Source organism: Acidobacteriota bacterium (assembly GCA_016700075.1).
Taxonomy (GTDB): domain Bacteria; phylum Acidobacteriota; class Blastocatellia; order Pyrinomonadales; family Pyrinomonadaceae; genus OLB17.
In genome coordinates this window covers 2,027,069-2,049,395 of record CP065000.1, presented here as the reverse complement: position 1 = coordinate 2,049,395, position 22,327 = coordinate 2,027,069, and the positions used below count along the sequence as shown (strand labels likewise).

The following is a 22,327-nucleotide window of genomic DNA, read 5'->3' as shown; positions in this document are numbered from 1 at the left end:
CGAGCTCTACAAAAAGGAATAAATGGCAGGCGAAGCATTACAACTGGCAATCCTTTTAACGCTAAAGGACGCAGCGTCAGGCGGGCTCGACCGCTTTGGATCCAGATTGCGTGATCTTGGTAAAGACGGTGAGAAATTCCATTCCGAATTCGCGAAGATACGACGCGACCTTAATCGCGGATTAGCCATCGGCGCGGCCGGTATCACAGGACTGAAAGTGCTTAAGGACGGAGTTCAAACCGCTGCTGATTTTCAATCGGCGATGACGGATCTGCGGACCACCTTTTCACAACTAGGTGCTGACGGTCGGGTTAATCTGAATCAACTCGGCCAGGACATGCTCAAGGCTGAAGCTATTGCTCTCGACCTTGGAAATCGCTTGCCAGGTAACACGCAGGATTTCGTCGAGATGATGCAGGTGTTAAAGCAGAACGGGCTGGAGGCAGAAACGATCTTTCGCGGTGCCGGGAAAGCAGTAGGCGAACTGGCTGTAGCAAATAAGTCCTTACCCAAAGATGTTGCCAAAGACTTCGCACAGTTCGGGCAGCTCTTCCGTTTGAAGCCCGAAGAGTATGAACGAGCGGCCGATGTTTTCTCGCGGCTGTTTACGTCAACAGGAATCGGCTCCGCCGAGTTGATCGAGGCGTCGAAATATTTCCAAGGCCGCACCGGTTCGGCGATCGGCATCTCTGGTCTAAAGGATGCCGAGGAGATCACCAGGCTCTTCGGTCTAATGCGCAAGCAAGGCATGGAAGGGTCGATGGCGGGCACCGCTATGGACAATTTTTTTGTCCAGTATTTGGGTGAGAAAAAGAAGATGCAGGAGGTCTCGCAAAAGTTCGGTATACAGCTCGAATTTTTTGACGAGAAAGGCAAATTCAAAGGTGTTGAAAATCTATTCCGAGAGCTCGAACCACTGCAAAAGCTGTCAGATAAGGAACAGGCACAGGCTCTCCAGGCGATCTTCGGTCAACGTGGCATGGCTGCCGCATCGATGATGGTCAAGTCGGGTTTAGAGGGATGGAAGCAATTCAATGCCGAGCAGGACAAGACGATCGGTCTGAATGAGAAAAATGCCGAGATCGCCAAAAACTACAACAACCAGATGGAGGCGTTGACCGGCACGTTGACCAACCTAAAGGTTGCGATCTTTGAGCCTATGATCCCCGGTGCAACGGCGGCGGTTGAAAAAGCCAATGAGATCGTTAGCGTAATGCAGGAGTTTACGAAAACCCACCCGGACATCGCCAAGTACGCGGTCACAACACTCGCGGTCGGTTCGGCGGCAATGATCGCATATTCAGGTATCAAGATGCTCACAACGGGCGTTCGATTGTTGAGGATCGCGTCTGCCGTTTCCCGTAGTGAGGGGCTCGTCGGGATGTTGAGCTCGACAAATGCCGCAGCTCCGGCCGCTACGAAAAATGTTGCAGGATTCACCAGCCAGGTTGACACCGCCAGTAAAAAAGCAGCTGGGCTGCGAAAGAACCTCTTGTCACTTAATAACGTCTTCAAGGCGATCCTTGTTGTCGAGGCGGTCGGTTTCACGTGGAATCAGATCGAAAATCTGCGGAATGTGCTAAACGAGAATCTGAAAATGGAGCGGGGTCTCGACGATGTCGGCAAACAGTCGCTTAGGGCATATCAGGGGCAGCCTGCCTCGCAAAAGGATCCAACGGCCGAGGCTCGGTCGATGTTGTCGTTACTACAGCAGGGAAACGCAGAGTTTGAAAAGGCCTTGGACCCGAAACGCCGTACGTGGGCAGATTCATACCGGAAATTTTTTGCGTCGATCATGGGTGAGACGGTCTCGGCCCCGTTGTATAAGAAGAAGCTGGATCCAGTGGAACTCGAGCTGGGCAAACGGCGGACGGAACAGTATTCTCGACAGAACCCGGACATGGGATTCGCGAAGGCAATGAGGCTCGGGTACGGAGAGGTTGCTGGAGCAAAGTTTTTGAGAGAGAGAGCTCCATCGCTGAGTGATCCTGAAGTGATGCGATCATTCCGACGCGACGTGATCCCCACGCTAAACCTTTCGAATGAAAAAGAGCAGCACGTCGATCAAATGCTCAAAATCGCATTTCCTGAGAGCTTTTCAGCCTCACTATCCGGGATGTCCACGTCGGCTGATAGTTTTGCGCAGGCTCTCTCATCGCTGCAGCAGCCAATGGCAGGGACGGCTGAGCTTTTTTCGGGACTTCCACAACTGATGACCGACGCGACAGGGAGCTTTCAGGCTCTACTACCTCCGACGAACGACACCGCGGGCGCATTTGATCGGATCGTACCGCCAGCGGGCAAGCTGCCGGGGGCATTTAACAATATTTTCAGTTCCGCGACAAGCGCATCTACAGCTTTGAACCTATTAGGTTCAAAGTTTAGCAGTTGGCAGATGCCAGCTCCGCAATCTATCTCGCCAGCCGGACAAACAACCGGCTCGACGCCGTCAACAGGCGTTCCATCCATATTTTCGCCCCCCGGATTTGCTGTCGGCGGAACTGTCACACGATCAGGTCTGGCATTTATCCACGCGAATGAGGATATTGTCCCCGCAAAGGCGAAACCGTATCGCGAGGCGAATGCCCGACCGATCGTGGTCAATGCACCAGTTACTGTGAATGTCAATGGCGGTGACAAACAAGCAGTTTTAGATATCCGACGCGAGCTTTATGCCCATGCGAAGGATATCGAACGGATCGTTGCAAAGGCCGCTGGCGAAGGGAGGAATCGGGCATGAGTAGCTTTCAGCTAATCGATCTCGACAGTGACATTTCATTTACGTTCCAGTTCTTTCCGGAGCGAATCCGGACATCCGACCGAGCAAACTGGACACCGCAGGAGACGACGATCGGAGTGAAGCCGCTATTTTACGGCAACCGCGAACCGCTACAGATATCGGTCGATGAGCTGATACTTGACAACACGGACTCGAACATCAGCCTACGGGCGGACCTTGAGGACCTTCGCTATCTGGCGAATGAGGTTGATGGCAAAGGCACGCCGCCGCCGCTGCTCGCCGTGTGGGGCGAGAACCGTGTCCGAAGTGTTCTGACGGATCTATCGATCGAGGAAGAGGAGTTTGCGCCGGAGGGCGAGCCGCTGCGAGCGCGTATCCGGCTGGAACTGATGCAGCTGCAGGATATCGGAGAGGCTACGAACGTTCGGGTATACGAGTACAACGAGGACGTGGAGCCAGGCTAATGAGATCGATCAGCCCATATGAAAGATACGGTGATGCCCGCCCGGAAAGCGAGGCTGCGTTGACGATCCATACGGTGATCGCCGGTGAAACTCTCTCGATGTTGGCCGACCGGTATTACGCCGACTGGCGTCGGTGGCGGCTCATCGCCGACAGGAATCAGATCCAAGATCCGCGAAAGATCGAGCCGGGCACTCAGCTGATCGTTCCGAGACTACCACTCGAACGCGGACGTTACGAAAGTTTATGAGAGAGCTGCCATCAAATCCGCATGCAATAGTCGAGATCACGTCCACAACGCCGGACGGGAGCTCGAATATCCGTTGGGACTCATGGGAGCACAAAAGGTTATTTGAAAGCATTGATGTCGAACTCGTAACAAACGAGACCTCGCAGGCCGAGTGGCGAGTGTTCGATCCGGAATTCAAACTGATCGACCAGTATGCTGTTGCGGAGCCGTTGCCGCTGGCATCGGTGAGAGTGTTCATGGGTTATGGTCCTGATCTCGGTGAACCGGTATTCAAGGGTCTGCTGGCGGCTGTTGTCCGCGAGAACGCCTCAACAACGTTCAGGGCGCTTGATATGGGACTAAAGATGAAACTACTGAAAAAAGCCGGATACAAGAACAAAAAGGACGACCTCGCGATCTTGCGAGAGTTGACAACCAGAAACGGCTTGAGGTTTAAGGGTCCCGAAAAGCCGCTCAATCTCGAACCGTATCGAGCCATGATCCAGGATGAGGCGACGGATTGGGAATTCGTGCTCGAGCGTGCACGCGACGCCGGTCTGGTGATTTTTGTCCGGCACGACACGCTGTTTGCCAAGCGGCCGGCAAAGGTCGGTTCGCCGAAATTGACATTGAAGAATCGCAAGGACTTTCAGTTATTGAGCGGCTGGGATCTAGAGTACAGGACCCCAGAGAATCAAGACTCGAGGCCGATGGAAGTGCAGCGACGAGCAAGAGGTAGAGGCGGACGTCGCTTAACAGGTACGTCAACAAAGGGCGCGCGAGGCCGACAGTCGGTCGTGTTGAAACGTGATGTTCCCGGTAGGGCCACAAGATCGAAGCTGACAAAACGGGCTCAAGCACAGAAAGAGCTCGAGCGGGAACATGCATTCGAGGGACATATTGAAACGACGTTTCCGGTGACGACAAAAAGGGTTGATGTTCGGGACACGATCGCGATCGAGGGCGTCGGCAAGCTGTTCTCAGGCAAGTACATCTGCGACGCGGTTAACTATCGCTTCGAGCCCGGACGGCTGTCGATCGGAATGGATCTATATCGGGACATAGCGGAATGAGACGGATTGCAAAAGAGATCAGGGCTGGGGGACACGCAGCGATCGCCGAGGACGGCCGTTGGCTGATGGGCGTTCCGGCGATCGTGGCCGACAATGATGATCCGGAGCGTCAACATCGCGTACGTGTGATCATTCCATCGATCGACGAGGATCAGGTTTTCGACGAGTGGGCACGTCAGCTCGTGTTTTGTTTAGGCGATGGATTTGGGACGGCTTTCATTCCGCCGAAGGGAAGTGAGGTCATTTTGTTCGGGCAGCTCGGCCAGAAGTTCAATTTCTTTTACGCCTCGGTTTACAACGAGGAAATGGCGGTTGCCGATGGTTATGACGACGAGATGACTGTCGGTGCTCGCGTGCCGGGCGATTTGAAATTTAGAGCTGAGCAGCTCGGACGAGTTGATGCCAACAACGTCGAGATTCACGCCGACGAGGACGTTGCGATCGACGGTCGAAACATCGAGAGCCAAGCGGCACAGCTAAACAAGACAGTCGGGCAAACGGTCGAAAGCACGGCCGCCGGTCAAAACAAGCTGGTCGGTCAGACGATCCAGTTGAACGGGACTACGATCCAGATCAGCGGCAATGGATCGATCTCGATCACGGGCGAATCGGTCGTTATCAATGGGTCGAGCGTGACCCTAAGAGGCCGTCCGGTCAATCCGACGGGGCCGCCAATTTAGATCTTATGAACCTGCACGGAGCAGCCATAGATTTCCCATTTCGGACCGACTCACGCGGAACCTGTGTGACGACGGACGAGCGGCCTAGCGTGATCGCTCAGGCGATCGCGGACATCATCGAGACGCGTCGCGGCGAACGCGTGATGTTGCCGGACTATGGCATTCGCGATCTTGTTTTTGCGGTACAGGATGCATCGTTTGTACAGCGGCTAGCCTACGAGATCGAAGCGCAGGTAAGGCGATATGTGCCACTCGTTAGGAATCTATCGGTCAAGGCCGCGACCGACGAGGATGGCCGGGCGATCGTTGACATTGGATATACCGAAGTTGGCGAGATTCAGGCTCCTCGAAACATGGTCTATCCGATCTGGCAGCTGGTCGAGGGAGTATGAGTTGGATCCGTCAGGAGTTTGATGATCTCGTTGATATCTCGCCGCGTGGCGAGGAGACGATGCACATCGCCGACGCTGCGTGCGAGTGTCTGCCTCGGCTTAGTAAATTCAATGACGGACGTAGGATGTTGATCCATCAAACGTTTGACGGAGCCGAGGGATTTGAACGAATTGAAGCCGGATTGAACGAGTTTTATCAGGGGAGAATTGCAGCGTGATCGAATATCCGCAGATTGAGATCAGGAATGCAGAGCGGTTCGCGGCCGAGGCGATAGCAAAGGTCTCGGGCGGCCTGACGCCGGAACGTGTCGCCCTGCAGATCGAGGAACGCCGCGAGCTGCTGAAGCTGATCGAAGCCGGCCTAAATGCTCCGGTTTGTCCGGAACTCACGAACGCGAATCCGTCGTCGCCCCATACGGTGATCCTCGAAGCGATAGCGTGGGCACTTGACCAGCAAGCGTATCGATTCAATCGCGTTCCAGAGCAAAACCTTATCGCGTTCGCTAATCTGTTCGGACTCGATCGAAGACCGGCAACAGCGGCCGAAACTGTTCTGAGATTTACAGTCGATCCGCCTGCTGATACAGACGTGACGATCCCGGCCGAAACAGAGGTCTCAACCGTTGACGGCCGTCATGTTTTTCAAACCACCGAAGCGGTTACGATCCCATTCGGAACACCGTCGGGCGACGTCGCTGCGAGGCGAACCGTCACCGGACGCACGCTGCTCTCGCCAGATGTGCTGACGACGATGATAGACAACGTCGCCTTCGTCGAATCAGTGACAAATCCGAATGCGATCGACGACGGTACGGATCTCGAGCCGATCCCGCAGACTCTCGAGAGGGTTCGTCGCTATCAGCGTCGGGGTGAACGACTGGTTTCGACGCGAGACCTCGAGGACGCGATCCGCGATGAGGCTCTCGGGGGCACAGGTATCGTTCGGGCTTTTCCGTTCGTTAAGAATGGCGAGTTCGGCCCGCAGGTCAACAGGCTTGTTGGATTTACATCAATCGTGGTCATGACGGCCAGCGGCGATCCGATCGATGGCCCGACGCGTGCACGCGTCGGCCAGCTACTGGATCAGGCCGTCGGCAATCAGTTCATCTATATCGTCGATCCGGCGTTCGTAACTTTTAATGTGGCTGCGGCGGTTCGCGTTTATACGGGAGCACCAGAAGGCGGTGTGTTGACGGCGATCGAGACGAACTTACGCAGTTTCTACGCGGCATCTAAAGCAAATTTTGGCCGCCCGATCCTGCGCAGCGAGATCATTGCAGTAATTGAGGGGACGGAAGGCGTCGATCGGATCGTCGCAAACGACACCGACATACTCGGTTCGCCGACGGTCGATACGCGGCTAGCGGAATTTCAGCTGCCGCGGCTTGTGGAGGTGACGATCGATGCCGTTTGATAACACAGCGTACATCTATGATCATCTGCCGTCACGCTATCGCCGCGAGGACCGTGATCTGTTTCTCCGTAGATTCCTATCGTTTGCCGGCGTGACGATGGATGAATGGGACGGCACGTTCGATGCGTTCTGGTCATCTATAAACCCTGAAACGGCTCCTGCTAAATGGATCGAGTTTTGGCTGCTGGTCCTTTTCGGGTGGTCATGGTTCCCGTGGTGGTTCACGCTGCTCGACAAACGCAGGATCTACGGGAATTTCGCGAGACATCTGGGCCGACGTGGTACTCGTCGCGGGATCGAGCTTTGGCTGGCAGATTTCGGTATCGCAGCACGAGTTCATACCAAGACTCTGCCGTGGGGCGAGTTTGTGTGGGGTGAGCCGGCGTTTGCGATCACGCGGCCGCTTCACCTGATCATTGAGATCTTGTTCGTGCGTATGTCAGCGGCCGATATGTGCGTCACCGGCGAAGGCGCGTGGGGCGAAGCTTTCTATGCGAGGCCGAGGCCGGTTTTTTCGAAGCGAGAGATCGTCGAGCTGGTCCGCTATGTTCAGCCGCTGGCTCAAGAGGTTGTGATCGTTTGGGGCAATGGCTCGGCCGCAACAGCGGACGACGGCGAGGTGTATTGGAGGCAAATAAGCTGGTAATGAGTCGAATCAAGGTTAAATTCTATAAAAAGATCGGGCTGCCAAGTGAGCCCGAGGCAAACTCCCTTTACTTTATCGACAACGACGATGTCGCCGAGATCTTTGTCACTGACGCCGATGGCGTCATACGCAAGGGCGGCAATACCGACCTGGTCGCAGCAATGATCGCCGGTAAAGCCGACATTGAATTTGTAAATACCGAGATCGCGGCGAAAGCGGATATCAACTCGCCTGAGCTCACCGGCATGCCGACCGCACCGACCGCGGATCCCGAAACATCAACCGGTCAGATCGCAACGACCGAGTTTGTTCAATCTGTCGTCGATGTAAATGCAGACGCACGGACACCGATGGTTCGTGTAACGGGTAGTGACACAACGAGAGGATTTTTGGAGGGCGGTGGTCCGGACCCGTACCTGCAGTTTACAGACGTACCCGAGGGAATCTATATGATCCGGGGATTGTTGCATTGGGAGAGTGAGGACAGACACGTTGGCAGAATCTTAGGATGGAAATCGGGCAGCATCAGTATATTCGGAATGCAATCTGGCCGGTATTCTCCGGCCGATCCGATCTTTGTGACTGTCGATACAGACTACTTGGACGCGTCTCACACGTTGGATTTTAGCCCAGGACTCTGGTTTATCGAGGGGGTCATATCCGTAGAAGCTGAAGCGTTTGTCCGGTTGGACTGGACGTATATGAATACCGGCCCGTCGACGTTGAAGCAGGGATCGTATCTGACACTCGAGAGGTTAGTTGATGCAACATAAGTTTGCGGAGAGAATATGAAAACAGCAATTGTACAGGCTATCGAACAAAGCGGACACCTCTACGGCCAGGTCTCAGATCCAGACGATCTGATGAAAGCTCAGGCGTTCCTGCATTCGCGGATTTCTCAGGCGGTCCAAGATTTTGTAAATCGAGATCGGACCGCAGAGGTTACCGGTTTCGCTTACTCATTGGGCGGCGGGAACTCGATGCAGGTATCGATCTCGCGGCCCGGCAGGGTCTGGACGCAAGACGGACGGTCATTCGACCTGCTTCAGGACACAACGATCACTGTGCCAGCCGCTGACGGCGAAAAGCCGCGGCTTGACCTCATTGTTGCCCATCTAGACGACGAAATCGACGCCGAACTGGATCTGATCCCGTTTGTGCGTCTTCGAACAAGCGAGGAATTCGGCGACGGCGTACCGCCTTATCCGCCAGAGAATATTTCGGTTGCAACCGAACGGCACTGCAGGGCAGTTGTGCAACTAAAGTCCGGCAGTCCGGGCGATATTCCACCAGTGCCGGAGTTCGCATCAAATGAGGTACCGCTTTATCTGATCGCGGTCGCTCCCGATGCGGCCGGTATTCGATCCGATGACATTCTGGATCTCCGCGAGGTGATCCTGACGCTTAGGCAACTGAACACGATGGTCGGGGAAACGAGGGTCGATCTCGCAAACCTGTTGAATCGCGTTCGGCGTCTTGAAGACCTGTCGGGACAGCCCATTGACCTGTCGCAGATATTCGGCAGCCTGAAAACTCTCGGACAGATCCTAGCTGCTTTGCAGGCTCAATTGAATGCGGCTCGCGACATTCCGGAGATTCGGTTCGACAGACCGAAGCTCGCACTGACGGATATCGAGACGTCAAAGATCCGAGCGAACGGCGACGTTGATTCGGGAGTACCGTGCGTCGATATCGAGATCGGCGGACGCATTAACTTCGGCGATAGCGAGCATGTGATTCTGCCGCAAAACTTTGCGGATCAATCGCTCAATCCTCGTTTTGAAACTACAGGCGGAACTCCGGGGCACGTTCGTCGGACGGTGCCGATCACGCTGGACACGGTGATACAGACCGACGGAAGCGGATTCATCGATTTTCTCGAGCGAGCGGCAGAATTTGAAACGCCACGATCTCGGCCGGCAACAACTGGTCGCAACGACCAGTTCATAGAGGTGTTCGGCGGCCTCGCCGTCGATAATACGTCCTCGCTTGGTGACTGGCTAACGTATGACGTTTTAAACGACACGCTGACACCAAGAACGCCTTCAGTAACGCTGCCCGCGGTGAACCGACCGGCACTATTCCCGTACGGCGACGGCACACATGTCCTGCTCATCGCAGCATCGGATAACGTTATAAATCCACAGGTCTTTAAGCTGAATGCTGCGACCGGCGACGTGACCGAGATCACAACGACAAAGCCGTCGGGCCGTGTGTTCATTGGAGATCTTATTGCTCCAGGCAAAGTGTTTCTCACCGTTTTGAAACCCGACGAAACGAACGAAGTGGAAACCGAGTTCTGGGAGTTTGATACGGCGACCGATACATTCACGCAACTCGGCGTCACCGGCAATCTACCGACGCCTCGGATCGATCATGCAGATGGCTGCTACTATGGAACCAACAAGTTTGTCCTGGTCACATTCGAAACGAACGCGGCGAGCGGAAAGACGTTTGTCTTCGACCGGGGATCTCTGCAGTGGACTCGTCTGCATATCCCGCAGCCGTTTGGCGGTGACCCGTCGTCGCAAATGGCTCTCACGCATTTTCGCCTCGCAAACGTGAACGGCCGCCCGCTTTTGGTCGGCGGCAAGCACAACTATGTCGGCTCCGAATCAACGAAAGTGTGGGAGTTGATACGGCCGACCTCGAACGTCAAATCGCATGCCTGGCAGAGCTATGTAGCGACATTCCCGCCGATCATTCATCACGGTTTGGCATCTACTCTGGACAACGGCCGCCCAACCGGTAAGGCATCGCTGCTGGCCGGAGCCGGCTTGTTTTCAAACGCCCGTCCGAAAGTATTCGCGTCCGTTCAGGGCGGCTTAATCGCCGTTAGCCACGGAGGTGAAATGGGCGTCTCAATCGCCGAAGGAAGTACTTTTGCTCAGTTCGAACTGCCGGCGTACACAGCAAGCTGGGTAGTTGCTTCCTACTGGGCCTCTCTCCAAGGTGCAGGCATTGACAAAGGAAGTGTAAAGGTGGAGGTCAGCTTTGACGATGGCAATAATTGGGCCACGCTCGACCTAGCAAAGTTGTTCACCGTGTCACAGTCCTCGGATCCTGGAGAGCGGCGACTCCGAATAACGCTGTTTGCGGCGGCCATAAATGATGTCGAGCGTCCAGTACTGACACACCTCATCGAGGTACTCGACGAGGACGGCGGCGAGCTCGAGGACAGACTCATAATTAGATATGACGCTCCGGCCGCGGAATCGGCTCTTTATGTGCTGCGCAATGGCTCCATAGTTCTAAGTGAGACGATCGAACCCTCTACGCCCGAAAAAGCACTGATTCATAAGGTGACGCCGGACGGTACCTCGGCACCTGCTGTCAAAAACTATGTGAATCGTCGCCGAGCCCACTACAAGTTCACGGGAACGATCGACACGGGAAATACGGATACCCGTAAGTTCGATAACGATCTGGCGGTGCCTGTGCGTTACGTCGACGCCAGGGCGGACCGCTCCGGTTTCTTGGTGTATCACGCTCCGCCGGCGATAGGATTCGACGAGGTTGTTGACGTGGATCCTGACGAAAAGCTCCTCAACGACGACTACTGGATTGTCGAGATCGAGGGATAGTCTGTTCGATGCATTCTTTTCGGCTGGGATAACTTTTTGATGCGGCATTCCGATTTTTGATCAGAACTAGATCAATTGGACCGAACAACACAGTTCCAGCACGCCTTCAATCGACGTTTAGTGGTGCGGATTTTGGATTAGAATCGGGAGTCTGTGCGGCACTTCAGTAAAAGATGTGCGCCACTTCGCAGCGAGTTTTATATCCACTTCAGTAAAAGATGTGCGCCAGAACTAAAACAAAAACGGCCCGTCAAGAGCCGTCACTTCAGTAAAAGATGTGCGCAACTTAATAAAAAGATCTGCGCCGCAACATAAATCGTTCGTTGTCGCTCTTGCCGGAAAATTCGAAATGGGTTAAATTACACCTACTGAATGAACATTCATTCATAGCCGAATGCTGACGGAATTCCATGGAACACATGGAACAAAGGAATGTCCGATCATTCGTTTTCGATGAATCAAAAGCCCAAAAATATGATCGGTGTAAGGCCTGGCGCGACCGGAAAACGCGAAGCGATCCACCGCGCGGCTATAGCCGTCTTTGCCGAAAAGGGATTCTTTAACTCAAAGGTCTCTGATATTGCAAAACAGGCGGGCATTGCCGATGGAACGGTCTATCTTTACTTCAAGAGTAAGGACGAGATCCTGAGGTCGATTTTTGACCGGGCAATGGACGAATTCATCGGCGAGGGCCGCAAAGAATTGGCAAAACTTTCCGACCCCACGGAAAAGCTTCGACGGATCGCTGAACTTCATCTGGAAAAACTAAGCGAGGACCGTGATCTGGCTGTTGTTTTTCAGGTCGAGCTTCGCGGAAGCACGAAGTTTATGCAGGTATTTTCTGCCTCGGGATTTCGCGACTACCTTGAGATCATTCGAAAGACATTTGAAGAGGGCCAACGCGACGGCGTATTTCGTACCGATATCAAACCGGTGGTCGCGGCAAAGATCTTTTATGGGGCTTTGGACGAGATGGTGACGAATTGGATACTTTCGCCAAAGAATTATCCGCTCAGGCCAATGGCCGACGAAGTTCTAAAGGTTTTTATTCATGGTACTGCTATAAAATGAACGATACGTCCACAGACATCATCGCCGGTTTAGGCGAATTCGGGCCAAGGTTGCTGGCATCTGAGCCGACAACTTTGCCTGAGCTTTTTCTAAGGTCCGCCATCGAATTCGCATTGCCGGACGCCCTCAATTACAAGGACGGCGACGCGTGGAAGCCGATATCCGCAAGCGATTTCATCGAAAAGTCAGCTGATCTGGCGGCAGGGCTGATTGAAAGCGGCATTGGCAAAGGCGATCGCGTGGCGATACTCTCGGCAAATTGTCCGCAATGGACCATCTCCGATGCAGGCTGCCAGCTTGCCGGTGTTGTCGATGTGCCGATCTATACGACACTCGGGCTTGATTCCGTTAAGTACATCATCAATGATTCCGGTTCGAGGATATTGTTTCTGGAAAATGCCGAGACTTTTAGCCGCATCGAACCGGTACTAGGAGATTGTCCGACGGTCGAGAAATGCGTGATCTTCTCAGACGAGGATATTGCCGATAATAGGACGATGTCCTTCTCTGAGTTTGGTGAGATGGGTGGAAAAAAACGCGCAAGTGATCCGGGTCTTTTCGAGACTCTCTACCGTGCCGTCAGCCCCGATGATGTTGCAACCTTGATCTACACCAGCGGAACGACCGGCGAACCGAAGGGCGTGATCCTGACGCAATCCAATCTCGTTTCAAACGTCCTCGATGCGAGCGAGAAGTATGAATTCTCACCGGACGATGTCTCGCTGTCGGTCCTGCCGCTGTCGCATGTTTTCGAACGCACGGGCATGTACATTTATCTGCGCAACGGCATGCGGGTTCATTACGCCGAATCGATCGATAAAGTGCCGGGCAATCTTCAGGAAGTGCGGCCCACGATCTTTGTCGGTGTTCCGCGCATCTTTGAAAAGGTGTTCGAACGTGCGCAGATGAAGGCGTCGCAAGCTGGGCGACTAAACGAGACCATCTTTGAATGGGCGATGTCCGTTGCAAAAGAGTACGCGATGCTCCTGGAAAAAGGTGAGCCGGTCTCGCTGGCTCTAACGGCAAAACACAATGTCGCGGACCTGATGGTGTTCTCAAAGCTGCGTGATTTCTTTGGCGGTAGGCTTCGCTGCTGCATCACCGGCGGTGCGGCATTGCCGGACGAGATATTTCTGATCTTTACGGGCGCGGGTATTCCTATCATGCAGGGCTACGGTTTGACCGAGACCTCGCCTGTGATCTCGTCAAATAATCCCTCAGCAATAAGGGTCGGAACCGTGGGCAAACCTATCCGTCACGTTGATGTGCGAATAGCAGAGGATGGTGAAATAGAGGTACGCGGGCCCGGCGTGATGAAAGGTTACTACAACAAGCCCGAAGCGACTGCCGAGGTTTTTACCGACGACGGCTGGTTCAGGACCGGCGATATCGGAGAACTCGATGATGATGGTTTTCTAAAGATCACAGACCGAAAAAAGGAGCTTTTCAAGACATCGGGCGGGAAATACATCGCTCCTTCGCCGATCGAGCAAATGCTTCGCGGTTCACGCTTCATCAGCCAGGCGGTTCTCATCGGTAACGAGCGAAAATTTCCCGCAGCTTTGATCGTGCCTAATTTTGAAATGCTGCGTTCCTACGCCGAGTTGAAAGGGCTGGACATTTCTACGGAATCCGAGTTTTGTACGCATCCGCGAATTTTGGATCTGATAGATCGGCAAATTGCATCGATCCTAGACGGTCTGGGTCAGTTTGAAAAAGTAAAGAAATTTGCTCTGCTTGAAAAGGAGCTTTCCGTCGAGAACGGCGAGCTTACACCTACTCTAAAAGTAAAACGCCGCGTTATCGACGAACGATACCGCGACGTTATAGAAAGTCTTTACAGCTAGATCAATATAGGATGCGGTAGCCTACGCCGCCGGAAACGCTCGAAACCACACTTCGTCCGGCCCCAACCGCGACCTTCAAGATGGTCTGGGCGATGCTGTCTTTTGCCTTGTCCACCTCAACTATATCGTAAGGCTCCAAAACCACATCTTTCTGTTCACCGCGTTTTATCAGATCGTAATTAGCGGCAATTATCTCGCGGTCCTTGGAATTCGGTTTCTGCCGATAGATCTTGATCTCTTTCGTTTTTGCTTCGCGGCGTACGCCGCCGACCTTGGCGATCGCCTCGGTCAATGTCATGCCGCGTTCTTTCAGATAAATGCCCTGCGGCTGAGCTACCTCACCCGTCAGATAAACGGGCGATGCCTTGTGAACGACGATAACGTCGCCGGGAACTACCTCAGGATTAGCGTCTTCGCGTCCCATTTGAACGCTGCTGAGGCTGTAGGTTCGCGATGGCACATCCAGCGGATCGCCGGAGGTGGAGGCCCAATAATTATCGGAACCAGCCTCTGAACACATCGGCGGCTGCGTTCGAAATATCTGAATGACGCCTCCTGCGTCCTCTGTGACACCGCCCGAAAACGCCAGTAATTCGACCAGCGTCGCTCGCCGCATCATGACAACCTGTTGCGGAGTCCGCACCTCACCGTAAATTGTTGCAGGCGGACGGCTCTTTCGGTCTGTGATCCTCAAACTCATTTGCGGGCTGCGAAGATACTTACCTAAAAGCGTAGCGACCTCAGTTCTCAGTTCACGCTCGGTCTTGCATTTCGCAATGATCGGCTGCTCAAAGAACGGCACTTCAATAGCACCGTTCTCATCGATCGTTGCCACGAAATCAAACTGCGGCTCGCCCAGCACCTTTACGGTGACCTCATCGCCGGGGCCCAATAGATAGCCTTTTGCCAGCGACATATTCACCGGCGGCTCCTGTGCTGCGGCGGCTGATACCGCAAGAATGATCAATAAAATCGTAAAAATGCTCTGCTTCATTGGTAGTACTTCCCTTGCTGTTATCGCAAAACTAGAGTCTATCGCACGCCACACCGCCAAACAAGCTGTTTTTCATGCGCACACTTTGCTTGCATCTAGGATGATTCGATCGCAATGGCGGCTGCCTATTGAACTGACGCAATAAAAGGCAGATAATTTGAAATTATGATGCATCCCGGATCGTCGAAAAACAGGATCTCGCGCAAAGCTGGGAGTTTTACCGAATCCGTAATTCGCGAAATGAGCCGTGAGGCAGTAAAACACAGGGCCGTGAACCTTGGCCAGGGCTTTCCCGATTGGGCCACACCGGAAGACATCAAGCAAAAGGCGATCGAGGCGATCGCTGCTGACCACAATCAATATGCGGTCACTTGGGGTGTCAAAGAATTTCGGGATGCGATCGCCCGCAAGACAATGTGGTATCTCGGGCTCGATATCGACCCTGAGTCAGAGATCACGGTGACGTGCGGTTCGACAGAAGGAATGATCGCCGCTATGCTTGCCACAGTCGATCCCCTGGACGAGGTGGTCGTTTTCGAACCTTTTTACGAGAACTACGCCCCCGATGCGATCTTGTCGGATGCCACACCTCGTCATGTTCCGCTATACAGGACGGAGAATGGATTTGTTTTCGACCGCGAGCAGCTGAGGGCCGCCTTCAATGAGCGAACCAAAGCGATAATCATCTGCAATCCTAATAATCCGACCGGCAAGGTCTTTACACGGGATGAGATGGAGTTTATCGCCGATCTATGCAAAGAGTTTGATGCACTGTGTTTTACCGACGAGATCTACGAACACATAATCTACGGCGTCGATGAGAACGACCCCGCGTCGCACATCTGTATGGCCAATCTGCCCGGCATGCGCGAGCGGACGGTCGTCGTGAATTCGCTTTCAAAAACATATTCCGTCACCGGCTGGCGTGTCGGATATTGTATCGCACCGCCGGATATCACGTCGGCGATACGCAAGGTCCACGATTTCCTGACCGTCGGTGCGGCAAATGCACTTCAGCATGCCGGTGCCTATGCGATGGGCTTGCCGCCGGCTTATTACAGTGAGCTGCAGCATGAATATCAGCGAAAGCGGGACCTTCTCGTTCCGGCCCTACGAAATGCGGGGTTCAAGTGCGATACACCGGAAGGCGCTTACTATGTAATGGCTGATATATCAAAGTTCGGATTCGCCAACGACATCGAATTCACAAAGCACCTGATCCAAAACATCGGCGTTGCGGTGGTTCCGGGCTCGTCGTTCTATCGAGATCCGGTCATGGGCTCACAGATCGTCCGATTCTGTTTCTGCAAAAAGGACGAAACGCTCGAAGCTGCCATCGAAAGGCTTGCAAAATTGACCGCAGGCTGAAAAGCAACCATTCTGCCGCTTTGACGCAACAAAAATACTGCAATTTCGTATAAGTGGCTGATCTTATAGGCCGATCTCCCGCAAATTTAATTTGATAGGAGGCAATAATGTTCAGAAAAATACTGACTTTTGGTCTGCTTTTGTCCGTATCCGCGATCGGTGCTGCTGCACAAAGCGCCGAACAGGACAAGGTGACACGCACTTTCGCTTTCACGATCGACGGCAACGGCGGCTACCTCGGTGTGCAAACCGTAGAAATAACCCGTGACAACACGTCGAAGTACGGGCTAAATGACGTCCGAGGCGTTGCGGTCGAAAAGGTGATGGACGGCTCGCCCGCAGCTGCTGCAGGCATACGTTCAGGAGACGTTATAGTTCGCATCAACGGTGAGGCAATAACGAGCACACGCAAATTGACGCGTGTAATTTCCGAAATTGCACCCGACCAACAGGCGCGGGTCACCATAATTCGCGGTGGCAGCGAACAGGAAATTACCGCGACGATCGGCAAACGCCCAATGCCGCAATTTGAGGAGGGCCGTTTCACAATGCCCTTGCCGGATCTGCCGGAAATGCCGCAGTTGGAACGTCTGCGGGAGCTTTTCAAGAATGACGGCGGCGGAAATGTGTTCACATTTCCGGAAGGCGAAGCTGACGTTTTCACTCTTCGCCCCGGCACCGGACGCCAGATCGGCGTCAATGTATATCCGGTCACAAAACAGCTCGGCGAGCGGTATGGCGTTGACGGCGGTGTTCTGATCAACAGCGTCGGCGAAAATTCTGCCGCGGCTAAAGCGGGGCTGAAAGCAGGAGACATCATCGTCGAGGTTGACGGTAAACAGGTCAAGAACAATCTCGATCTGATGCGTTCGGTAAATGAAAAGAAAGAGGGCGATGTTATCTTAACTTTCGTCCGCGATCGCACTCGCCAGACCGTGACGGTAACGCCTGAGCCGATGAAGGACGGCAGTTTCTTTTTCCGTACCGAAAGGTCGGTCGATGGTCCGGCACGTACTTCACGGCCGGGCATGACGGTTTTCGGCAATAGAAATATGTTGTAGTTTTTCGTTTCAACCGTAGCTTGAGGCGGCTTTCCGGAGCCGCCTTTTTTATATGAACTTCAGCCCGGCATTTCCGCGTTTTCTCCAGATGAAACCGTCGAGGATGTAATGCGTCAACTGCGGTACTGCGAGCAGCGGAACCAGCCACATTTTCCACGCTGCCCAATCCCAATTCTCACCGAAAAGCCATGTCCGCTCATGCCAGACGCCGCGGCTCCAGAATAATTCTTCCACATAGGCGATCGCCCACAGCGTCGCAAGGAAAAGGACCCAGTTGCTCGACAGACCGCGATAGATCGGGCCCGCCGTTTCCCGTCGCATCCTTGCATACATATAGATCAGCGCAAAATACGGAACGCCGTGGATGATGACGTTAGTTACGGTGAATGCGTAGTCAGAATTGAAAAACACGATGCCGACGTACCAACAAATAGCCGTCGTGGCAACGACGATATCTTTGCCGATGTTCAGAAAGCCTTCAGTAAAATACAAATAGATCGATTTACCAAAATACGCCGTCAACGCAATTACGTATATGGGAAACAAAAAGTCCTCAACGACGGCGGGTAAGGCAAAGAAGTCGTTCTCGAGGAACCAATTGAAATTCCTCGGCAGCGAAGTCATCCAAAACGCCAGCGGATAAACCGTCGCAAGATAGACGGCAACGGTGTCGATCGCCCATGTCCAACGCTCGGTCTCGCCGGCTTTTCGACGATAGAGAGCGACCCAGCCGTATTGCTGCCGGACAAAATGAAATACGGCCACGATCGCCAGCGCTTTCCAAAAAACAAGCTCGCCCTCGGAATACAAAGCGACACCGACCGCATACCCAAAGATCGGAACAAGTGTGTATAACCAGAATCGTCGTTTGTATTCCTCAACGTCAAAATAAACGCGAAAGCTCGTTGACCAAACGTGTGCGACGTCGATCAGCAAAACCGCCGTCACCCAGGTCCACTCCGGCGACGCCTCGTCCAAAATGCCCAACCGCCAACCGACCGCAAGCAGCAGGAGCGATACGACCGCACTGCCGAGAAAGACCGACAGATCGATGTTGCGGGAGAATAGCCAGGTATTTGAACCTGCGGTCTCGATGGCTGCGGATATGTTGTTTGCCGCCTGCATTGGAATCTCTCTGTGTCTCAGCATCTCCACGGTCAAATGGCGTCCGCCGCACGCAACCCATGATAAAACGCCTCTTCGAACAACGCGATGCCGCTGAGATCCGTGTGGGCGAAGTGTATGTTTCGATACGGTTCGAGAGCTTTGCGGCGATCTTCGCCCCAAATGAAACCGGGCGTGGGCGAGATCATCGCGTGACCCCAACGCATAATATCGATGCGTTCGGTGAGATCGTAGATCTCAGGATGAGCTCGGGAAATGTCCGTCAGACAAACGTCGGCAAGCTCACGCCAATCGTAATTCAGCAGCTTCGTCCGGCCGTCGGGCTCATGGCACATAGGATAGTAATACGTCCAAACGGCCGCGCCGTGATCGATGCCTTTTTGGTGCGTTGCGTTTACGTATCCCAAACTAGGGCTTTCGTAAATTACGTTGTCCCACGCGAGCGGAAAATCACGAGCAAATCTAGGTATGGGTCGATCCTTTAAATGCAGATTTGCGACGAACCACGAGTTGCTGTGAAATGCTCGCGGGTTGAACGGCGGCCTTTCCGCAAAACCGCGAATCACGAACGGAGCCGTAAATACGGGAGATGCATAGATAACTTTCCTGCAGCGAAAGCCCCGAAGCTCGCCGTCTGCCAGACAAATTACATCAGCACCTGCATCGGTCGGTACGATCGAAACGACCGCATGCGATGGTCTGATGTGATCGCGAACTTTGTCCGCCATGTGCCGAACGAATCGGCCATTGCCCTCGGGAAAGGTGATGAAAGGCTGCGATTCGTCACCGCGGTTGCGCACACGCGAACAAAAATAGAACAGCCCTGCCCACGCCGACGTTTGTTCCAGCTTTAATCCGTAATCGTCGCGGCAGGCGTAATCGCAATACCAAAACAGCCGCTCGGACGTAAAGCCATTTTGCCGTAACCAATCACCGAACGAGATCTTGTCCAGCGACGTAACCTCGGCATCGTCGGAACCCAACGCCGACGGCACGACGAACGCTCGCCGGCCGCGGCCGTCCCGCCAATTGACCCAATGGTTTATATGCTCTTCGAATGCGGCAAAATCGCGTTTGTCTTCCTCGCTCTCGCCAACATGCAGGTACAATCCGGCATACCAGCGGCCTTTGTAAAAAACTCGTTCCTCCGGCTCGCGGCAGAGAAATTGTTCTTTGATGATCAGATCGCCTGCATCTGTCTTGCCATCGGAAAGCGACATTTCATCCAACAGCTCGACCAGGTCCGCATTTTCCCGAAACGGAACAGGAAGATAATGCGCTCCCCACGGATAGCCGACCGGCGACGCTTCGCCTGAACGCGATGTCCCGCCTGTTTCTTTTTCAAGCTCGAAAACCGCAAAGTCGCTGTTGCCGCTCCGCTTCAGTTTCCACGCCGCCGCCAAACCCGCGATGCCGCCGCCGACTATCGCAACGCCGACGTTTTGCCACCTATCCGAAGGAACGTTGAAACTCCGCCCTTCGCGCAATATATGCCCGAGCTCCCAGTTCGCACCGACTATCTCGCCCTCCGGAAACTTGCGAACGCCTGATTCCCGACACGCCGCCAACGCTATCGGCGCACCGAGGAACATCGTCAGCAACTCTCTTCGGCTCAGATGCATTTACTGCTCAAAGCGTCTCCACTCGCTTTCGTAATATCGAACCAATGCCTGATTATCGAGCCGGTTTATCTCGATATCGTCGGAAGGCAGCGTCATGTCTGACGGGAAATTGAAAAGTGATGCGAAGGAAACGTCGTTGAGGTATTTTAGTTCGATCCCCTCGCGGGGTTTTGCCGGAGTTTCAAAGGTTTCGAGCTTCGCAAGTGCATAGCCCCAAACACCGAAGCTCGGCACGGTCGTCTGAAAAGGCTTCACAATAAAGCCGGTCGCTTCAAGCGTCTTAATGATCGACCAATAGGAATTGCGTGCATAGAGCGGCGATGTGCACTGGATGACGACCGCCGCATCGGGCGTCAACTTTGTTTTGAGTAAGTTGTAGAAACGTGTCGTATAGAGCTTGCCGAGAGCAAAGTTGTTCGGGTCGGGAAAATCGACGATCGCGATATCGAACCGTTCGAGTTCGCTGTTGTCCAGCCAAACAAATGCATCAGCGTTTATTACCGTTACGCGCTTGTCGGCGAATGCGTTCTTGTTCAATTCGGCTAGTGCAGGAATTGCGTTTGAAAGTTCGGTCATCAACGGATCGAGGTCAACAAGCGTGACGCTCTCGACCGAGTCGTATTTCAATATTTCACGAACAGCGAGTCCATCACCGCCGCCGAGCACCAAGATGCGCTTCGCATCGCCTTTGTAGGCGGCAAATGCCGGATGAACCAACGCCTCGTGGTAGCGGTATTCATCAAACGAATTGAACTGCAGGTTTCCATTCAGGAAAAGCGAATGTCCCAGCTTTCCACGCGTCACCACAATTCGCTGATATGGCGAGCTCTTGGCATAAACGATCTGATCCGGAAACAGTCCGTCCTCGGCCAGCGTGGTCAGGCTCTCGGCCTTTATCATAGCTATCGCAAGTATCGCTATGACGACGAATCCTTTTACACGTAATATCGTCAACCGCTTGCGGGAGATCAGCGGTTCCAACAGCCAGGTCGCCCATATGCCCACCGCGGCATTCAGCATACCGAAAAGGAGTGATGTGCGGTTCAGGCCAAGCTTGGGTACCAGAAAAAGCGGGAACATCAACGCGGCAAGCAAAGCCCCAACATAATCCAACGCCAGGACACGCGAAACGAGATCTTTGAAATCCAGGTGATCCTTCAATATCCGCATCAGCAGCGGTATCTCAAGGCCGACCAGAGTTCCGATTATAAATACCAGCGAATAGAGGATCAGGCCGAAATATGAAACATAGGCGAACGTCAGAAACAGCACCGGTGCCGAAACTCCGCCGATGATGGCAACCGCAAGCTCTATGTCGATGAACTTCTCTGCAATATTCTTCTCAATGAATCGCGACAGCCAAGAGCCGACGCCCATCGCAAAAAGATATACACCGATTATTGTGGAAAATTGAGTTACCGAATCGCCGAGAACATACGAGGAGACCGTCGCTGCAAGCAGCTCATAGATCAGCCCGCATGTGGCAATGATCACGACATTGATGAAAAGAAGTGGAACGTTCTTCATAGAAAGCCCGGCGTACAGAATAAGAGACGCGGGGACACGGCGAAAACGTCACCGTGCCACCGCGTCGCTGTATCGCAGGATAGCTCTATCCGTGGATCGCGGCCGCAATGATGATCGAAATGCCGATCATGATCGCTCCGATGATGACCGCGAGTGCAGTGTTGTGATCCTCTTCGATCTCGTGATGGATGTCAAAAATTCGGCTCAGGATAAAATAAGCGAGCGTGAAAAACAGCAGGCCGATGACGACAAAGATCAAGGTGGTCACCAGTATTTCACCTAGCGCATCAAATCGAACGACCAAGCCCAACAATGCGGGCGTTAGAAAATTGCTCAACATTTACTTACCTCCACGAAAACCGGAATAAAAGAATGGAATACCCAATCGCGACTTGCTGCCTGCATTCGCCAGTTCCCAACCGAACCACGCTGCCGATGCATAGAGAAGTAAGACCACGAATCCAAAGATCATATACAGTTTCTTGAACATAC

At 53.6% G+C, this 22,327-nt stretch carries 21 protein-coding genes; 15 read left to right on the top strand and 6 right to left on the bottom strand.

What is annotated here, in order from left to right; translation table 11 throughout:
* The first annotated feature begins 22 nt into the window (after nucleotides 1-22).
* The 13 genes from IPM50_09200 (at nucleotide 23) to IPM50_09140 (ending at nucleotide 14,138) form a co-directional block, all read left to right on the top strand.
* Entirely contained in the window at nucleotides 23-2,740 is a 2,718-nt protein-coding gene (locus tag IPM50_09200) for a phage tail tape measure protein (protein QQS31856.1), read from the top strand.
* On the top strand, nucleotides 2,737-3,204 hold the full coding sequence (locus IPM50_09195) for a hypothetical protein (GenBank protein QQS31855.1): 468 nt from the start codon (nucleotides 2,737-2,739) through the stop codon (nucleotides 3,202-3,204). The genes IPM50_09200 and IPM50_09195 overlap by 4 nt, the downstream gene beginning before the upstream one ends.
* Nucleotides 3,204-3,452, top strand: a complete 249-nt coding sequence (locus tag IPM50_09190; protein QQS31854.1) for a LysM peptidoglycan-binding domain-containing protein — start codon at nucleotides 3,204-3,206, stop codon at nucleotides 3,450-3,452. Before IPM50_09195 ends, IPM50_09190 begins: the two co-directional genes overlap by 1 nt.
* Nucleotides 3,449-4,504 (top strand): hypothetical protein, encoded by a 1,056-nt coding sequence (locus IPM50_09185; protein QQS31853.1) that lies wholly within the window; start codon nucleotides 3,449-3,451, stop codon nucleotides 4,502-4,504. The genes IPM50_09190 and IPM50_09185 overlap by 4 nt, the downstream gene beginning before the upstream one ends.
* The gene (locus IPM50_09180) at nucleotides 4,501-5,184 is read left to right on the top strand and encodes a hypothetical protein (protein QQS31852.1); all 684 of its coding nucleotides are present in this window, start codon (nucleotides 4,501-4,503) and stop codon (nucleotides 5,182-5,184) included. The genes IPM50_09185 and IPM50_09180 overlap by 4 nt, the downstream gene beginning before the upstream one ends.
* A gap of 5 nt (nucleotides 5,185-5,189) precedes the next feature.
* Complete coding sequence (locus IPM50_09175) at nucleotides 5,190-5,576, top strand: GPW/gp25 family protein (GenBank protein ID QQS31851.1); 387 nt, start codon at nucleotides 5,190-5,192, stop codon at nucleotides 5,574-5,576.
* Nucleotides 5,573-5,794 carry a hypothetical protein gene (locus tag IPM50_09170; protein QQS31850.1) on the top strand — a complete coding sequence of 74 codons (222 nt, stop codon included), beginning with the start codon at nucleotides 5,573-5,575 and terminating at the stop codon, nucleotides 5,792-5,794. Before IPM50_09175 ends, IPM50_09170 begins: the two co-directional genes overlap by 4 nt.
* Nucleotides 5,791-6,990 carry a baseplate J/gp47 family protein gene (locus tag IPM50_09165; protein QQS31849.1) on the top strand — a complete coding sequence of 400 codons (1,200 nt, stop codon included), beginning with the start codon at nucleotides 5,791-5,793 and terminating at the stop codon, nucleotides 6,988-6,990. The genes IPM50_09170 and IPM50_09165 overlap by 4 nt, the downstream gene beginning before the upstream one ends.
* The gene (locus IPM50_09160; protein ID QQS31848.1) at nucleotides 6,980-7,636 is read left to right on the top strand and encodes a hypothetical protein; all 657 of its coding nucleotides are present in this window, start codon (nucleotides 6,980-6,982) and stop codon (nucleotides 7,634-7,636) included. The genes IPM50_09165 and IPM50_09160 overlap by 11 nt, the downstream gene beginning before the upstream one ends.
* On the top strand, nucleotides 7,636-8,409 hold the full coding sequence (locus IPM50_09155; GenBank protein ID QQS31847.1) for a hypothetical protein: 774 nt from the start codon (nucleotides 7,636-7,638) through the stop codon (nucleotides 8,407-8,409). Before IPM50_09160 ends, IPM50_09155 begins: the two co-directional genes overlap by 1 nt.
* Before the next feature lie 15 nt (nucleotides 8,410-8,424).
* Complete coding sequence (locus tag IPM50_09150) at nucleotides 8,425-11,220, top strand: hypothetical protein (GenBank protein ID QQS31846.1); 2,796 nt, start codon at nucleotides 8,425-8,427, stop codon at nucleotides 11,218-11,220.
* A 432-nt stretch (nucleotides 11,221-11,652) separates the two neighbouring features.
* A complete protein-coding gene (locus IPM50_09145) occupies nucleotides 11,653-12,291 on the top strand; it encodes a TetR/AcrR family transcriptional regulator (GenBank protein QQS31845.1) in 639 nt (212 codons plus the stop codon).
* Nucleotides 12,288-14,138, top strand: coding sequence for a long-chain fatty acid--CoA ligase (locus IPM50_09140; GenBank protein ID QQS31844.1), 1,851 nt, complete (start codon nucleotides 12,288-12,290; stop codon nucleotides 14,136-14,138). The genes IPM50_09145 and IPM50_09140 overlap by 4 nt, the downstream gene beginning before the upstream one ends.
* A 1-nt stretch (nucleotide 14,139) precedes the next feature.
* Here the strand turns inward: IPM50_09140 and IPM50_09135 are convergent, their stop codons facing one another.
* Entirely contained in the window at nucleotides 14,140-15,132 is a 993-nt protein-coding gene (locus tag IPM50_09135) for an SLBB domain-containing protein (protein QQS31843.1), read from the bottom strand.
* Between the two features lie 168 nt (nucleotides 15,133-15,300).
* Here IPM50_09135 and IPM50_09130 point away from each other — a divergent pair, with 168 nt between their 5' ends.
* Both IPM50_09130 and IPM50_09125 read left to right on the top strand, forming a co-directional pair.
* Nucleotides 15,301-16,500: an aminotransferase class I/II-fold pyridoxal phosphate-dependent enzyme gene (locus tag IPM50_09130; GenBank protein QQS34494.1), complete on the top strand. Its 1,200-nt coding sequence runs from the start codon at nucleotides 15,301-15,303 to the stop codon at nucleotides 16,498-16,500.
* 107 nt (nucleotides 16,501-16,607) lie between these two features.
* The gene (locus tag IPM50_09125; GenBank protein QQS31842.1) at nucleotides 16,608-17,561 is read left to right on the top strand and encodes a PDZ domain-containing protein; all 954 of its coding nucleotides are present in this window, start codon (nucleotides 16,608-16,610) and stop codon (nucleotides 17,559-17,561) included.
* Nucleotides 17,562-17,609: 48 nt separating this feature from the next.
* On the opposite strand, the gene IPM50_09120 is transcribed toward IPM50_09125, so the two are convergent.
* The 5 genes from IPM50_09120 to IPM50_09100 all read right to left on the bottom strand — a co-directional run bounded on the left by IPM50_09120 (nucleotide 17,610) and on the right by IPM50_09100 (nucleotide 22,325).
* Nucleotides 17,610-18,686 carry a hypothetical protein gene (locus tag IPM50_09120; protein QQS31841.1) on the bottom strand — a complete coding sequence of 359 codons (1,077 nt, stop codon included), beginning with the start codon at nucleotides 18,684-18,686 and terminating at the stop codon, nucleotides 17,610-17,612.
* Between the two features lie 32 nt (nucleotides 18,687-18,718).
* Complete coding sequence (locus IPM50_09115) at nucleotides 18,719-20,308, bottom strand: FAD-dependent oxidoreductase (protein QQS31840.1); 1,590 nt, start codon at nucleotides 20,306-20,308, stop codon at nucleotides 18,719-18,721.
* Nucleotides 20,309-21,835, bottom strand: coding sequence for a polyamine aminopropyltransferase (locus IPM50_09110; protein ID QQS31839.1), 1,527 nt, complete (start codon nucleotides 21,833-21,835; stop codon nucleotides 20,309-20,311).
* Between the two features lie 85 nt (nucleotides 21,836-21,920).
* Nucleotides 21,921-22,175, bottom strand: a complete 255-nt coding sequence (locus IPM50_09105; GenBank protein QQS31838.1) for a DUF350 domain-containing protein — start codon at nucleotides 22,173-22,175, stop codon at nucleotides 21,921-21,923.
* Nucleotides 22,176-22,325, bottom strand: a complete 150-nt coding sequence (locus tag IPM50_09100; GenBank protein QQS31837.1) for a hypothetical protein — start codon at nucleotides 22,323-22,325, stop codon at nucleotides 22,176-22,178.
* Nucleotides 22,326-22,327 lie beyond the last annotated feature (2 nt).

Bases quoted from the DNA above. Each gene is read 5' to 3' on its own strand.
- IPM50_09170 (QQS31850.1), top strand. From the start codon at position 5,573: ATGAGTTGGATCCGTCAGGAGTTTGATGATCTCGTTGATATCTCGCCG.
- IPM50_09130 (QQS34494.1), top strand. From the start codon at position 15,301: ATGCATCCCGGATCGTCGAAAAACAGGATCTCGCGCAAAGCTGGGAGT.
- IPM50_09145 (QQS31845.1), top strand. From the start codon at position 11,653: ATGTCCGATCATTCGTTTTCGATGAATCAAAAGCCCAAAAATATGATC.
- IPM50_09120 (QQS31841.1), bottom strand. From the start codon at position 18,686: ATGCAGGCGGCAAACAACATATCCGCAGCCATCGAGACCGCAGGTTCA.
- IPM50_09155 (QQS31847.1), top strand. From the start codon at position 7,636: ATGAGTCGAATCAAGGTTAAATTCTATAAAAAGATCGGGCTGCCAAGT.
- IPM50_09115 (QQS31840.1), bottom strand. From the start codon at position 20,308: ATGCATCTGAGCCGAAGAGAGTTGCTGACGATGTTCCTCGGTGCGCCG.
- IPM50_09175 (QQS31851.1), top strand. From the start codon at position 5,190: ATGAACCTGCACGGAGCAGCCATAGATTTCCCATTTCGGACCGACTCA.
- IPM50_09190 (QQS31854.1), top strand. From the start codon at position 3,204: ATGAGATCGATCAGCCCATATGAAAGATACGGTGATGCCCGCCCGGAA.
- IPM50_09100 (QQS31837.1), bottom strand. From the start codon at position 22,325: ATGTTCAAGAAACTGTATATGATCTTTGGATTCGTGGTCTTACTTCTC.
- IPM50_09150 (QQS31846.1), top strand. From the start codon at position 8,425: ATGAAAACAGCAATTGTACAGGCTATCGAACAAAGCGGACACCTCTAC.
- IPM50_09140 (QQS31844.1), top strand. From the start codon at position 12,288: ATGAACGATACGTCCACAGACATCATCGCCGGTTTAGGCGAATTCGGG.
- IPM50_09185 (QQS31853.1), top strand. From the start codon at position 3,449: ATGAGAGAGCTGCCATCAAATCCGCATGCAATAGTCGAGATCACGTCC.
- IPM50_09135 (QQS31843.1), bottom strand. From the start codon at position 15,132: ATGAAGCAGAGCATTTTTACGATTTTATTGATCATTCTTGCGGTATCA.
- IPM50_09195 (QQS31855.1), top strand. From the start codon at position 2,737: ATGAGTAGCTTTCAGCTAATCGATCTCGACAGTGACATTTCATTTACG.
- IPM50_09200 (QQS31856.1), top strand. From the start codon at position 23: ATGGCAGGCGAAGCATTACAACTGGCAATCCTTTTAACGCTAAAGGAC.
- IPM50_09125 (QQS31842.1), top strand. From the start codon at position 16,608: ATGTTCAGAAAAATACTGACTTTTGGTCTGCTTTTGTCCGTATCCGCG.
- IPM50_09105 (QQS31838.1), bottom strand. From the start codon at position 22,175: ATGTTGAGCAATTTTCTAACGCCCGCATTGTTGGGCTTGGTCGTTCGA.
- IPM50_09180 (QQS31852.1), top strand. From the start codon at position 4,501: ATGAGACGGATTGCAAAAGAGATCAGGGCTGGGGGACACGCAGCGATC.
- IPM50_09110 (QQS31839.1), bottom strand. From the start codon at position 21,835: ATGAAGAACGTTCCACTTCTTTTCATCAATGTCGTGATCATTGCCACA.
- IPM50_09160 (QQS31848.1), top strand. From the start codon at position 6,980: ATGCCGTTTGATAACACAGCGTACATCTATGATCATCTGCCGTCACGC.